Annotated in this window: 15 protein-coding genes; 3 read left to right on the top strand and 12 right to left on the bottom strand. The window is 65.3% G+C overall.

From position 1 onward, the window contains the following. The first annotated feature begins 256 nt into the window (after positions 1-256). Positions 257-508, top strand: a complete 252-nt coding sequence (locus ACQY8M_RS25025) for a hypothetical protein (RefSeq protein ID WP_428661210.1) — start codon at positions 257-259, stop codon at positions 506-508. Positions 509-1,236: 728 nt separating this feature from the next. Here ACQY8M_RS25025 and ACQY8M_RS25020 read toward each other — a convergent pair. From ACQY8M_RS25020 to ACQY8M_RS25010, 3 genes are read right to left on the bottom strand one after another with little or no spacing between them, the layout of a single operon-like run. Beyond that, complete coding sequence (locus ACQY8M_RS25020) at positions 1,237-1,764, bottom strand: chromate transporter (protein ID WP_428661207.1); 528 nt, start codon at positions 1,762-1,764, stop codon at positions 1,237-1,239. Further along, entirely contained in the window at positions 1,761-2,315 is a 555-nt protein-coding gene (locus tag ACQY8M_RS25015) for a chromate transporter (protein ID WP_428661205.1), read from the bottom strand. Before ACQY8M_RS25015 ends, ACQY8M_RS25020 begins: the two co-directional genes overlap by 4 nt. Continuing rightward, positions 2,312-3,253: a hypothetical protein gene (locus ACQY8M_RS25010; RefSeq protein ID WP_428661202.1), complete on the bottom strand. Its 942-nt coding sequence runs from the start codon at positions 3,251-3,253 to the stop codon at positions 2,312-2,314. The genes ACQY8M_RS25015 and ACQY8M_RS25010 overlap by 4 nt, the downstream gene beginning before the upstream one ends. Positions 3,254-3,400: 147 nt before the next feature. Between ACQY8M_RS25010 and ACQY8M_RS25005 the strand changes: the two genes are divergently transcribed. Then, entirely contained in the window at positions 3,401-4,609 is a 1,209-nt protein-coding gene (locus tag ACQY8M_RS25005) for a TCR/Tet family MFS transporter (RefSeq protein ID WP_428661199.1), read from the top strand. Here the strand turns inward: ACQY8M_RS25005 and ACQY8M_RS25000 are convergent. The 8 genes from ACQY8M_RS25000 to ACQY8M_RS24965 all read right to left on the bottom strand — a co-directional run bounded on the left by ACQY8M_RS25000 (position 4,572) and on the right by ACQY8M_RS24965 (position 9,551). Then, positions 4,572-4,874: a hypothetical protein gene (locus ACQY8M_RS25000; RefSeq protein WP_428661196.1), complete on the bottom strand. Its 303-nt coding sequence runs from the start codon at positions 4,872-4,874 to the stop codon at positions 4,572-4,574. The genes ACQY8M_RS25005 and ACQY8M_RS25000 overlap by 38 nt on opposite strands. A 180-nt stretch (positions 4,875-5,054) precedes the next feature. After that, positions 5,055-5,552: a MerR family transcriptional regulator gene (locus tag ACQY8M_RS24995; protein WP_428675488.1), complete on the bottom strand. Its 498-nt coding sequence runs from the start codon at positions 5,550-5,552 to the stop codon at positions 5,055-5,057. A gap of 44 nt (positions 5,553-5,596) precedes the next feature. Continuing rightward, entirely contained in the window at positions 5,597-5,920 is a 324-nt protein-coding gene (locus ACQY8M_RS24990) for an integration host factor subunit alpha (RefSeq protein WP_428661193.1), read from the bottom strand. A 137-nt stretch (positions 5,921-6,057) separates the two neighbouring features. Further along, positions 6,058-7,029 (bottom strand): beta-ketoacyl-ACP synthase III, encoded by a 972-nt coding sequence (locus tag ACQY8M_RS24985; protein ID WP_428661190.1) that lies wholly within the window; start codon positions 7,027-7,029, stop codon positions 6,058-6,060. Further along, positions 7,026-8,102, bottom strand: a complete 1,077-nt coding sequence (gene plsX / locus ACQY8M_RS24980; RefSeq protein ID WP_428661187.1) for a phosphate acyltransferase PlsX — start codon at positions 8,100-8,102, stop codon at positions 7,026-7,028. The genes ACQY8M_RS24985 and plsX overlap by 4 nt, the downstream gene beginning before the upstream one ends. A 49-nt stretch (positions 8,103-8,151) precedes the next feature. Continuing rightward, positions 8,152-8,346 (bottom strand): 50S ribosomal protein L32, encoded by a 195-nt coding sequence (rpmF, locus tag ACQY8M_RS24975; protein ID WP_428661184.1) that lies wholly within the window; start codon positions 8,344-8,346, stop codon positions 8,152-8,154. Positions 8,347-8,456: 110 nt separating this feature from the next. Continuing rightward, a complete protein-coding gene (locus ACQY8M_RS24970) occupies positions 8,457-8,981 on the bottom strand; it encodes a YceD family protein (RefSeq protein ID WP_428661181.1) in 525 nt (174 codons plus the stop codon). A 72-nt stretch (positions 8,982-9,053) separates the two neighbouring features. After that, positions 9,054-9,551 (bottom strand): ubiquinol-cytochrome C chaperone family protein, encoded by a 498-nt coding sequence (locus tag ACQY8M_RS24965; RefSeq protein WP_428661178.1) that lies wholly within the window; start codon positions 9,549-9,551, stop codon positions 9,054-9,056. Positions 9,552-9,646: 95 nt separating this feature from the next. Here ACQY8M_RS24965 and ACQY8M_RS24960 point away from each other — a divergent pair, with 95 nt between their 5' ends. After that, positions 9,647-10,138: an outer membrane protein assembly factor BamE gene (locus ACQY8M_RS24960; RefSeq protein WP_428661175.1), complete on the top strand. Its 492-nt coding sequence runs from the start codon at positions 9,647-9,649 to the stop codon at positions 10,136-10,138. 212 nt (positions 10,139-10,350) lie between these two features. On the opposite strand, the gene ACQY8M_RS24955 is transcribed toward ACQY8M_RS24960, so the two are convergent. Beyond that, complete coding sequence (locus tag ACQY8M_RS24955; protein WP_428661172.1) at positions 10,351-12,456, bottom strand: sodium-translocating pyrophosphatase; 2,106 nt, start codon at positions 12,454-12,456, stop codon at positions 10,351-10,353. Positions 12,457-12,663 lie beyond the last annotated feature (207 nt).

Genomic DNA, 12,663 nt, shown 5'->3' with positions numbered 1-12,663 from the left:
GGTCCGATGCTTGCCAGCGGCAGCGCCAGCGGGGCAGCTCAATTTGAAGCTCCGGCGCCGGCCTGTCTCGCCTTGAACAGCTGGCGGCGGCGACGGGCCGTATGTTTGTTCGGTTGATGACGATCCAACCTCCCCCTGCGTCGTCATTGGCGTACCACTGCCTCGCCGGGTGATGGTCATCTGGCGAGGCAGCCTGAGGGCGGCGGCATAGCTCAAGGCCAGTGCTCCCGCTCACACTCGTGACGGAGGCGCCGCCATGGATCGCGGTTTACGAGCACAACTGAGCCCGAACGAGGAAACTGCTCTGCGCAAAATCGCGCTGGGAGCGATGGATCGGGACTACATATCGCTGCCTCATCTCGAGCACCTTGTCGCCTTGGCCCTGATTGAGGCGAGGGACGGCAAATGGCGGTTGACGCAGATGGGCGCCGCCCGGTTGATTTCGAGCGAGAGCAGGCACACCGCCGCCGGACCATCGGCGATCTATGCGCCCCCTCAGACGAGATGACCGATTAGATCCGGAACCGCCTCATCCTGATCCTCGTGCTGATTGTGGTGCTGGTGGTCGCCGTGGCCGTCGTGGCGCGCTGGGTCTCGTGATTGCGCGATGTCGGGAGCCAAGGCCGTTTTGTTGCCCGTACAGCCACCTCCGGCCGGAGCGGCCGGAACAGCGGCGCGCGCCACGGACTCGCTACAGCCTCAAATTATCCGCGCAGCTGCGAGATTTCAGCCGACCCGGTCACTGTCGCCGTAGCGTCTGCGAGTTTACACCGAAAGCCCAAGGGAACCCGCGGCATCGAAGACCATTTTCACAAGCGGCCGCAAGCATACTCCCCGTCTGCTCAGGCCAGGCTCTCGGCCGGGTTGGTGGCCCATATCTTAACCCGGCCGAGAGCCACCGTTTCTTACCATCATGTCGTCGCGCCGACGATGCTGCCGGTGAACCCGGTGAGGTCGACATTGGCGACGCCGACCGCCACCGCCGTCAGCTACTTGGACCCTCTGTCTCGCATAGTTGTTATCCCGCGTCGTTTCGGGATAACAAGATAGGCGTGTTAGGTGCTGTTATCCAGCGATACCAACACGGGATAAAAATCCGGAAAAATCCCTGTAAATTCGGCTCTTTCCGGTGATTAAATGTTCTGTCTCGATAGGGTTCGTTATGGCCCCCGGCACTGCCTGGGGGACTGGGGGTCGCAGGTTCAAATCCTGTCGCCCCGACCAATCACTCGATGATCAGCCGAGCAACTGGACGGCGATGCCGACCGCTCCGGACGCGATGATCGGCCATGCCGGATTGATCTTCGTAAGCATCAGCACCCCGAATACGCCGACGGCGATCGCGCCGTAGACGACCTGGGTGAGCGCGCCGTGGCCCATGATGATGACCCCGGCCAGCACGAGGCCGACCGACACTGCGCCGAGCCCGCGCTGGATTGCGCCGCGCCAGGGCCAATCGGCGAGGCGGTTCCAGAGCCGGCCGACCGCGAAGGTCAGTACGCCGGTCGGCAGGAGGAAGGCAATCAGTGCAACCGCCGCGCCGGCAAGGCCCGCGACATGCGCTCCCACCGACGCCACCATCATCATGTTCGGACCGGGCGCGAGCTGACCCAGGCTGTAGTAGTGGAGCAGCTCGGGGAAGGTCAGCCAGTGATACTGGTTGACCGTGAGCTCCTTGAGCTCCGGAAAGGCGGCCATGCCGCCACCCACCGTCAGCAGGGAGAGGTAGGCGAAGACGCCGCCGATCTCGAGGAGCTGCTTCATTTGGGATCGGCCGGATTGCGCCGCCGGCCGTGCCACCAGATCGCGACCGCTCCGGCACCGATCAGCGCGTAAGGCACCGGAACGCCCAGGAAGGCGACCAGCACCGCCGTTGCCGCCGCCAGGATGTAGTCGGCGAGCTCCCGCAGCGTCTTGGCCCCGAGCTGCACGAGCACCATCGTGACGAGGCCGACCGCTCCGGCAGCAATGCCGTGCAGGAAAGCCTTTGCAACCGGACTGTCGCCGCCGGTGCCATAGATGAAGGCGGCGGCGGTCATCATCGATGCGCCGGGCAAGCACATCCCGAGCGCCGCCAGCACCGCCCCGGGCGCGCCGCGCAGGCGGTCTCCGACGAGGATCGCCATGTTGGTCGCGTTGAGGCCCGGCAATGTCTGGCTGATCGAGAGCAGCTCGACGAAGGCCTGGTCGTCGAGCCAACGCTCCCGGGCGACCAGGCCGGCCCGCAGGTAGCCGACCACCCCGCCCCCGATGCTGGTCGCGCCCATGACGAGGAAGACCCAAAACAGCCGCCCCAGGGTGGGAGACTGGGTCATTCGTGGGCCTGCGGCGGGTTGCCCTTCAACCGGTAGACCGCGCCGGTCTTGGTGGTCTCCAGCGCCAGCCAGTCGGCGGCGACCTGCTGCAGCTCGATGAAGAACGCCTCGCAGGCGGCCAGCGACTCGGCGCGGACGGCGTTTCCGTCGGCGAAGCGGAGCTGATAGGCGAACTCACCGACGAAGGCGTGGTGATCGCCGCGCGAGCGCCACAGGGCGAGATTGGCGACCGCGCCGCTGTGATGATGAAACGACAGCTCGCAGATGTCCTTCATCAGCTCCTCTACGATGGTGTGGTTGACCAGCTCGACTTCCTGACGCCCTTCGATCGGGATCGTCCGGAGCACCGGCAGAAACTCGCAAAGCTCTTCCATCGTCATCGGATCGATCGACGTCATCGCCAGGCGCTGCGCTTGGGGCGCTTCGCTCAGCCCGAACTCGACGTTGTGCGACAGCAACCGCCTCAACCCGCCGATCCGCTCCTTGAGCGGCATGACCTCGAGCTTGAACTTGACCTTGTATCGGCCATTGATGCGTGGCCGTACATCCAGGGCCTGGGCCTTGTGCATGTCGTCGCTGCGATACTTGAAGACGATCTCCGGATCAGCCACCGGAAAGCCGTCCTCGTACCGGATGCGTCGCCGTACGATGAAGAAATGATTGTAGAGCTGATAGGTGGCGGTATCGAGGAACAACACCTCGCGCACCTCGGGGCGCTGCTCCGATTTCGGCGTCGGATGAAAGCCGACGCCGGTTTTCTCGGCTGCACGACGCACCATTTCGGCGAATTCCTTGAACACGTGGGCGGAAGTGAAACGCTCCGGCTTCAGGATCAGCTTGCACTGCAGGTAGTTGATTTCGTCGCAACGCCGTCCGTCGGCATAGGTCACAGGATAGCGCTCGGACAACCACGTCTGCAGCAGCGATTTGTCGGTCATTGTCTTCTTCTCTCCCCGGCGTCTCGCATGGTGTGGCATCAGGCGAGATAATGCCAGCGGGACGCGCCCCATATCGGCGTGCGAGGCGATACCGTCAGCCAAAGAACCATTTCCCAAGCCGTTTTCATCCGTGGCATCACCGCGGCAATGACCAGCCGGCGCGCGATTGCCTTCATCTTCTGCACGGTGACGCTTGACGTGCTGGCGCTGGGGCTGATGATCCCGGTGCTGCCGCGGATCGTGCTCGGCTTCATGGGCGGCGACACCGCCGGCGCGGCTGAGATGTTCGGTGCCTTCGCGACGGTCTGGGCGCTGATGCAGTTCTTCTTCTCGCCGCTGCTCGGCGTGGTGAGCGACCGCTACGGCCGCCGGCCGGTGATCCTTATCTCCTGCCTGGGATTGGGACTCGACTACATCTTCATGGCGGTGGCGCCCACCCTCACCCTGCTGTTCGTCGGCCGGGTGATCTCGGGCATCACCTCGGCCACGATCGGCACCAGCTTCGCCTATATCGCCGACGTCACCCCCGCGAACGAACGTGCCCGCGCCTTCGGCCTGGTCGGCATGGCCTTCGGGCTGGGCTTCGTCGTCGGCCCGGCGATCGGCGGGCTGCTGGGCAGCCTCGATCCGCGCCTGCCACTGTGGGCCGCGGCCGCCGCCTGCCTGATCAATGCCGGCTTCGGCTGGTTCGTGCTGCCGGAATCCCTGCCGCCGGAGAAGCGTATGGCCTTCACCTGGAAGCGCGCCAATCCGGTCGGGTCGTTCCGCCTGCTCGCTGCGCATCGCGAGCTGCTGGGCCTCGCGGCCGTGAACTTCCTGGGACAGCTCGCGCACCAGGTTCTGCCGGCGATCTTCGTGCTCTATGCCGCCTATCGCTACGGCTGGGGCGAGACCAATGTCGGCCTCACCCTCGCCTTCGTCGGCGTCTGCTCGGCGGTCGTGCAGGGCGCGCTGGTCGGGCCGGTCGTGGCACGGCTGGGCGAACGGGCGACCCTGCTGCTGGGCTTGCTGTGCGGTGCGCTTGGAATGGCGATCTACGGCCTGGCGCCGACCGGTCTGCTGTTCCTCGCCGGCGTGCCGACGATGGCTTTGTGGGGCCTGTCGGGCCCGGCGATCATGGGCCTGATGAGCCGGCTGGTGAGTCCGTCCGAGCAGGGCCAGCTCCAAGGCGCCAATACCTCGCTCGCCAGCGTCGCCGGCCTGATCGGACCAGGGATCTTTGCAGTGACCTTTTCGGGGCTACTCGACCGACGGCCGGGTGCCGCGTTTGATCTGGCGGCGCTGATCCTGCTTGGTGCGCTCGCTGTCGCTTGGACGGTTACGCGGAGGCGGCCAGCCTGCGCCCCGCCTCTGTGAGCTTGCAGACCAGCCAACCGGGCTTCAGCGGATTGGCGAACCAAGGTTCGGCCCAGCCACGCTTCAGGCAGGACCTCACCACCTCTCCCGCTATAGCCTGGCCGTCGAGGTCGAAAAGCGGCAGCTTTCCCCCCGGCTGCGCCAGGCCGCGACGCAGATAGAAGAGTTCCGGCAAGGTCGGAAGATCGGCCTCCCGCTGATTGTCGTTCAGCGCGCGCGGCACTGCCTCAGGCGCCGATAGCGCCTTATCCTGATCGGCAAACACGGCTGCGTCCCCCTTTGACGTTGCCTAGTTGCAAAGCCCCTCAGGAACAGGATACGCGGATACTTCGAAAACCCAAATAAAATCAGGCAGTTATCGTATTGTTCTACGACAACCACCTGATTTGGTACAGAATTGGACCTGACACTCCCACGTATTGCGTGCGCAGAAACTAGTCGCCGTCTAGTTTTGTGCCTTCAGCGTGGTGCGAAGCTGGCTGAGCGCCTGCTCGAGATCTTCCAGCACAGTCTCGATCTCGCGCCGCTTGTGGAGATCGAGCATCGCTGCGCGCGGCGTTGCCGTCGAGGGCTGCGGGCCGGTGCGCGGCAGCGGACGCGCGTTGCCGGTCGCCATCGCCTCGGCGCGGGCCGAAACGATGCGCAGGCTCTCCAGAGCGCTTTCGGCGGCGATGTCGAGGCGCTGCTGCTGCGGCAGGCGGCCGCGGCCTTCCTTGAGGAGGCGCTGCACGCCCTTGATGGTGTAGCCGTCGTCATAGAGCAGCGAGCGGATGCGGCGCAGCAGGTCGACGTCCTCGGGCCGGTAGTAGCGTCGGCCCCCGCCACGCTTCAGCGGTCGAACCTGGCTGAACTTGCTCTCCCAGAACCGCAGCACGTGCTGCGGGACATCGAGCTCGGTGGCAACCTCGCTAATGGTGCGAAATGCCTGCGCCGACTTCTCGATTCGCTTTTCGACGGGTTGAATCGCTGCGGCCATGTCCAATCCCCTTAACCGGACGACTCCTTGCCAGACTCGTCGGGCATCCCGTTGATCAAGGATTTCAGGACGTTCGACGCTCGGAAGACAAGGACACGCCGGGGCAGGATTGGCACTTCCTGTCCCGTCTTCGGATTTCGACCAACACGCTGCCCCTTGTCTCGAACCGTGAAGCTCCCGAACGACGAGATCTTCACCGATTCCCCTCGAGCCAAAGCCTCGACGACTTCAGCCAGAATCGTCTCGACAAGGTCGCTGGATTCGTTGCGAGACAGTCCCACTTCCTGGAACACCGACTCGCTCAGATCAGCGCGCGTGATAGTCCGGCCTTCCATCCGGCGCCCTTCTCCTTCCCCCTTCTTAAGGCTTACTCTTAGATAGGAAAGCGGTCAATATCAGCGAGATAGCGGCGGTGCTTGAATCGTCCTCTGTTCTCTGCCTGTTCGAACAGTTTTGTATCAATGGTGGCTCTCTACCACCGGACGAGCGAGGCCCCCCACGCCAGGCCGCCGCCGATGCCTTCCAGCAGCAGCAGATCGCCGCGCTTGATGCGCCCGTCGCTCACCGCCACCTCGAGCGCCAGGGGAATCGAGGCGGCGGAGGTATTGGCGTGCTTGTCCACCGTCACCACCACCCGCTCCGGCGGCAGGCCGAGCTTGCGGCCGGTGCCGTCGATGATGCGCTTGTTGGCCTGGTGCGGCACCAGCCAGTCGATGTCCGCGGCGGTCAGCCCCGCCTTCTCGAGAACTTCGCCGACCACAGCGGCCATGTTGACCACGGCGTGCTTGAAGACTTCCTTGCCTTCCATGCGCAGCAAGCCGGTGGTGCGGGTCGAGGACGGCCCGCCGTCGACGTAGAGGATGTCGTGCTGCCGGCCGTCCGAGTGCAGCGCGTGGGCCAGGATGCCGCGATCGTGCGACGTGCCCTCGCCGTGCTCGGCCTTCAGCACGATCGCGCCGGCGCCGTCGCCGAACAGCACGCAGGTGCCACGGTCGTTCCAGTCGAGGATGCGCGAGAAAGTCTCGGCGCCGATCACCAGCGCAGTCGAAGCGAGGCCGCTCTTGATCATGCTGTCGGCGACCGACAGGCCATAGATGAAGCCGGCGCAAACCGCCTGCACGTCAAAGGCCGCGCCCCTGGTCATGCCGAGCGCCGCCTGCACGCGCGTCGCCGTCGCCGGGAAGGTCAGGTCGGGAGTGGCGGTGGCGAGCACGATGAGGTCGAGATCGCTTCCCTTCACGGCAGCCCGGTCGAGCGCGCGCTGAGCGGCCTTGACCGCGAGATGCGAGGTGAGCTCGCCGTCCGCCGCGATGTGACGCTGGCGGATGCCGGTTCGCTGCTGGATCCACGCATCCGACGTGTCCACCGTCTTGGCCAGCTCGGCGTTGGTGAGGACCCTTTCCGGCAGATAGGCGCCGCACCCCTGAACGACCGACCGAATCACGCAGTTCCTCCGCTTGCCTGCACCGCCTCTTCGGGCGCGTCAGGAGCCGCGATCACCTGGTGCAGCGTGGCCAGGCCCTCGACGAGCTTGCTCTTGTATTCGTAGCGTACCATGTCTCGCGCCACGCCGATGGCATAGGCGAAGCCCAGATCGTCGGTGCCGCCGTGGCTCTTCACGCATACACCGTCGAGCCCGAGGAAGACCCCGCCATTGTAGCGTCGTGGATCGACCCGCTTGCGCAGCTTCCTCCAGGCGCCAGCGGAGAAAACATAGCCGATCTTCGCGAATGTCGAGGTCCGGAACACGTCGCGCACCCAGCCATTGTAAAGCCTGGCTGTGCCCTCGATCGACTTCAGCGCGACGTTGCCGGTGAAGCCGTCGGTCACCACGACGTCGGCCACGCCGGAGCCGATGTCGTTGCCTTCGACGAAGCCGTGGAAGTTGACCGGTCCGCCCGGTCGGCGCAGCCAGGCGGCGGCCTGACGCAATTCTTCATGCCCCTTCAGTTCCTCCGAGCCGACGTTCAGCAGCCCGACCTTCGGCGCGTCGAGACCAAGCAGCACCTGGGCGAAGACACTGCCCATGACGGCGAACTCGGCGAGGTTGTCGGCGTCGCATTCGAGATTGGCGCCGAGATCGAGCATCACGGTCTCGCCGCGCGCGGTCGGCAGGAACGACGCGAGCGCCGGCCGGTGCGCACCCTCGAGCATGCGCATCGCGAACATCGAGATCGCCAGCAGCGCACCGGTATTGCCGGCCGAGACCACGGTGTCGGCCCGGCCCTCGACAGCAGCCTGGCAGGCCAGCCACATGCTCGACTGGCGGCGACGGCGTAGCGCGAAGGATGGCTTGTCGTCGGCGCTGACCGCATCCGCCGCCGGAACGATCTCGAGCACCTGGGCGAGCCCCTTGCGCTTGTCGACCAGCGGCTTGAGCTTTTCGGGGTCGCCGAACAGCAGGTAGGTCGCGTCGGGATAGCGCTCGCGCGCGATATCGGCCCCGTTGACGACGACGTCAGGCGCGCGGTCGCCGCCCATGCCGTCAAGCGCCAGGACGACCTTGCCCGCCTTCATCGAGGAACTCGTTTCGCCTGCCAGCCCAATCGCCGGCGCTGCCGAGAAACTACTTCTCGGCCGTGGCGCTGTCCGCCAGCACCGGCATGTCCTCGCGATAGTAGCCGCAATGCGAGCAGACCATGTGCGGCCGCTTCAGCTCGCCGCAATTCTTGCATTCGATATAGGCCATCGCCGGAATGGCGTGGTGAGCGCGCCGCATGTTGCGGCGCGACTTCGAAACCTTCTTCTTGGGAACAGCCATGACGATCTCCAGAATGGGGCGGTAACACCTGTCCCCAAAATAGCTAGGCCGCGCTTAGTAGGCGCGGCGGGCCGACTTCTCTAGCCAAAACGTTACACGCCCGCAACAATTTAGCGGCCGCGAGGCGGCTTGTCCCTCAGGGCGGCCAATCCGGCGAACGGGTGGCGCCGCTGTTCCTGCCGTCCAGGGCGCCCGTCCCGGCGCGGCTTGGGCAGGACATCCTCGAGCTTCGCTCCGGGCCTTCGCGGATAAGGGTCGGCCGCGAGGGAAAGTTGCTCGGCGACGATCTCGCCCACATCCAGCAGGTTTCCCGACAGCGGCTCGGGCGCGTCGGCTTGCGGGTTGACCAGTGCCTCGCCGCTCTCCGGGTCGCGCTCCTCAGTCAAATCCTGCTTGAAGACGACGCGAAAGGTCTCGTCGAGTTCCTGGGTCACCGGATCGAGCGTCAAGATGCAGGCCTGCACGATCTTGCCGCGCAGCCTGCCCTCGACCACGACCCGCGCGCCCGCCCGACGATCGACCGTGACGCGGGCCGCGAAAGCCGGCAAACCCAGGAAGCCGAAGCGCTTCGCGAGGGCCGCCCGCTCGCTCTCGCTTGGCGCGATATCGAGCGCCGTCGACCCGCTCGCACCCATGCGATCGATATCGACAATCCTCTCGATTTCTGATTTTATCTGTTTTCCAATATCTTGAGACATTTATTTAAACTACTTTATCAAGTCGTTACGGGCCGTTCGTGTGAGGCGTTCGACCTCCTGTCGGACATGCATCTCGAGGCAGGCGACCGGCTGGGCGTCGACAGGCGGGTTACCGCCGTAGGCGTTCCGGCGCAAGACCTCAGCCAGAGGCGTTGCCCCCTCGCCCGCCAGCGCCGCGCGGTAGGCCAGAGCCCGACCATGAAAACCCTCCGCCATGATCTTGATTCGCCGCCCGACACCCAGATCCTGCACCCCGATCTCGCGCAAGGTGAGATCGAGGTGGCGGAACATGGCGTCAAAGAAGGCCTGCGACAGCGCCTCGCCGTCCGGCTCGTGGCGCAGCCGGTCGATCATCAGGGCCGCATGCAGGGCCAGCGCATCGAAGCGGCCATCGAGCGTATCGGGAATGCCGCAAGCTTCGTACAGCTCGGCATGCCGTGCCCGCTCGGCGGTACGGGCGTAGAGGACGGCGGCAAAATCTTCATTGGGCTGGCGGCGGCGAAACAAGCAGTGCTCCCTGACGACATCGGACCTCGGTTGACCCCCGGACGGCGCCACGACATGGTGTGCCCCCTCTCTTCCCCGGATAAAAGAAACCGTCCATGCGTCGCACCGTCCCTACCGCCCTCGCCGGCGTCCTCATCGGCGCCCTCGCCTTGCCGCTGGCTGTTGCCGGCTGCGAGTCGATCGTGGATCAGCGCGGCTTCGCGGCAACGCCCGGATCGGTGGAAAAGCTCGAGATCGGGACCCAGAGCCGTGAAGACGTGGTCCGCCTCATCGGTTCGCCCTCGACCGTCGCCACCTTCAATCCCAACGTCTGGTACTACATTACCCAGAAGCAGGAATACTACGCCTTCTTCAAGCCGGCGATGCTGGAACAGAACGTGATGCAGCTCTCGTTCAACGAGTCGGGCCGCCTGACGACGATCAAGAGATACGATCTTGCCGACAGCCGGGACATCGACATGGTGTCCCGCATCACCCCGACCGCGGGCAAGGAGATGACCGTGCTCGAGCAGATCCTGGGCAACGTCGGCCGGTTCAGCGGTCCGCGCCAGGAAACCAACCCGGGCGCACCGACCGGCGGCATCTGATCGGGAGGCTGTGCCGATCGTATTCCTCCCCGGCGAAGCCGAGGAGGTCCCGCGGGAGTGGAGGTTCCCGGGCCAAGGCATTGGTGCGCCCATGCCCTTTCCGTCGCGGATGACCGTGACACCTCCCCGCGCTTCAGGCAGGGAGGAACGCTTCGACAGCAAAAAGCCCCGACGTCTCCGCCGGGGCTTTTGTCTGGGCCGATGGCCGTCCGTCAGTGCGCGAGCACGGCGAGCAGCAGCAGCGCCACGATGTTGGTGATCTTGATCATCGGGTTCACGGCGGGGCCCGACGTGTCCTTGTACGGATCGCCGACAGTGTCGCCGGTCACCGCGGCCTTGTGGGCGTCCGAGCCCTTGCCGCCGAAGTGGCCTTCCTCGATGTACTTCTTGGCGTTGTCCCAGGCACCGCCGCCGGCCGTCATCGAGATGGCGACGAAGATGCCGGTGACGATCACGCCGAGCAGCATGGCGCCGACCGCGGCGAAGGCCTCCGACTTGCCGGCGATCGCCGCGATCACGAAGTACAGCACGATCGGCGACAGCACCGGCAGAAGCGACGGGATCATCATCTCCTTGATCGCTGCCTTGGTGAGCATGTCGACGGCGCGGCCGTAATCCGGACGATCCGTGCCCGCCATGATGCCGGGCTTCTCCCGGAACTGACGGCGGACCTCCTCGACGACGGCCTGCGCAGCACGGCCCACGGCCAGCATCGACATGCCGCCGAACAAGTAAGGGAGACCGCCGCCAATCAGCAGGCCGACCACGACGTACGGATTCTCGAGCGAGAAGTTGACGGCTTTGATGCCGAGCTTGCCCTGGGAGATGAAGTACGCGAGGTCCGAGGTGTAGGCCGCAAACAGCACCAAGGCGCCGAGTCCGGCCGAGGCAATGGCGTAGCCCTTGGTGACCGCCTTGGTGGTGTTGCCGACGGCGTCGAGCGCGTCGGTGTTCTTGCGCACTTCCTTGGGCAGGCCCGCCATCTCGGCGATGCCGCCGGCATTGTCGGTGACCGGGCCGTAGGCATCGAGCGCCACCACCATGCCGGCGAGGGCCAGCATGGCGGTCGTGGCGATGGCGATGCCGAACAAGCCGGCCAGCACGTAGCAGATCACGATGCCGGCGCAGATCAGCAGCGCCGGCAGCGCTGTGGCTTCCATCGACATTGCGAGGCCCGCGATGACGTTGGTGCCGTGCCCGGTGACGGAGGCCTGGGCCACCGCTTTGACCGGACGATAGTTGGTGCCGGTGTAGTACTCCGTGATCCAGACGATCAGGCCGGTGATGGCGAGGCCGACGAGCGAGCACCAGAACAGCGACATGCCGGTGAACGACCGGTCGCCGACCGTCAACACCGTCCCCATGCCGACCAGCCGGTCGGTGACCAGCCAGATGGCCGGGATCGACAGCACGGCGGCCACGATCACGCCCTTGTACATCGCCCACATGATGCCGCCGTCGGAGCCCAGCTTCACGAAGTAGGTGCCGATGATGGAGGTGATGATGCAGGCGCCGCCGATGGCCAGCGGATAAAGCATGAGCTGAGAAAGCAGCGCCTGGTTGCCGGCGAAGAAGATCGACGCCAGGACCATGGTGGCGACCGTGGTGACCGCATAGGTCTCGAACAGGTCGGCGGCCATGCCGGCGCAATCGCCGACGTTGTCGCCGACGTTGTCGGCGATCGTCGCCGGGTTGCGCGGGTCATCTTCCGGGATGCCGGCTTCGACCTTGCCGACCATGTCGCCGCCGACGTCCGCGCCCTTGGTGAAGATGCCGCCGCCCAGGCGGGCGAAGATCGAGATCAGCGAAGCGCCGAAGCCGAGCGACACGAGCGCATCGATCATCTCGCGGCTGCCCTGCGGAATGCCTATCCTGAGCAGCAGCGAGAAGTAGCCGGCCACGCCGATCAAGGCGAGGCCTGCCACCAGCATGCCGGTGATTGCACCCGCCTTGAAAGCCAGGTCGAGACCTGCCGCCAGGCTCTTCTGGGCGGCGACCGCGGTGCGCACGTTGGCACGCACCGAGACGTTCATGCCGATGAAGCCCGTGGCGCCCGACAGGACGGCGCCGATCAGGAAGCCGCCGGCAGCAAACTTGCCGAGGAGGATGAAGAGCAGGACGAGGACCACGACTCCTACGATGGCGATGGTGGTGTATTGGCGCCGCAGATAAGCGCCGGCGCCTTCCTGAATCGCCTGGGCGATCTCCTGCATGCGCGGCGTACCGGCATCGGCGGCCATGACCCGCGATGCGGTGATGACGCCGTACAGCACGGCGATGACGCCGCAGCCGATGACGGCCCATAGAACGGATGACATAGTTGTTAACCTGTTGTTTCTTAAGGTGTTCTCAACCCCATCCGCGCCGATGAAAATAGTGTCTCCCCCAGCGCGAGGCGGGCGGGAAAATGACAGAACCGTCGCGAACGCGCAACAGCAGCAGGCGGCAAAAGCCTCATTGACTCAAGGGCTTGAGCGCTACCGCCCGGTCATCCCAAGGCCATCGTACGCAGCAGGTTGCCGCGG

The organism is Reyranella sp., from assembly GCF_965279465.1.
Classification (GTDB): domain Bacteria; phylum Pseudomonadota; class Alphaproteobacteria; order Reyranellales; family Reyranellaceae; genus Reyranella.
The sequence above is the reverse complement of the archived record's forward strand: the minus strand, read 5'-3'. Positions and strand labels throughout refer to the sequence as shown.

Bases quoted from the DNA above. Each gene is read 5' to 3' on its own strand.
- ACQY8M_RS25025 (WP_428661210.1), top strand. From the start codon at position 257: ATGGATCGCGGTTTACGAGCACAACTGAGCCCGAACGAGGAAACTGCT.
- ACQY8M_RS25020 (WP_428661207.1), bottom strand. From the start codon at position 1,764: ATGAAGCAGCTCCTCGAGATCGGCGGCGTCTTCGCCTACCTCTCCCTG.
- ACQY8M_RS25015 (WP_428661205.1), bottom strand. From the start codon at position 2,315: ATGACCCAGTCTCCCACCCTGGGGCGGCTGTTTTGGGTCTTCCTCGTC.
- ACQY8M_RS25010 (WP_428661202.1), bottom strand. From the start codon at position 3,253: ATGACCGACAAATCGCTGCTGCAGACGTGGTTGTCCGAGCGCTATCCT.
- ACQY8M_RS25005 (WP_428661199.1), top strand. From the start codon at position 3,401: ATGACCAGCCGGCGCGCGATTGCCTTCATCTTCTGCACGGTGACGCTT.
- ACQY8M_RS24990 (WP_428661193.1), bottom strand. From the start codon at position 5,920: ATGGAAGGCCGGACTATCACGCGCGCTGATCTGAGCGAGTCGGTGTTC.
- plsX (WP_428661187.1), bottom strand. From the start codon at position 8,102: ATGAAGGCGGGCAAGGTCGTCCTGGCGCTTGACGGCATGGGCGGCGAC.
- rpmF (WP_428661184.1), bottom strand. From the start codon at position 8,346: ATGGCTGTTCCCAAGAAGAAGGTTTCGAAGTCGCGCCGCAACATGCGG.
- ACQY8M_RS24970 (WP_428661181.1), bottom strand. From the start codon at position 8,981: ATGGGTGCGAGCGGGTCGACGGCGCTCGATATCGCGCCAAGCGAGAGC.
- ACQY8M_RS24960 (WP_428661175.1), top strand. From the start codon at position 9,647: ATGCGTCGCACCGTCCCTACCGCCCTCGCCGGCGTCCTCATCGGCGCC.
- ACQY8M_RS24955 (WP_428661172.1), bottom strand. From the start codon at position 12,456: ATGTCATCCGTTCTATGGGCCGTCATCGGCTGCGGCGTCATCGCCGTG.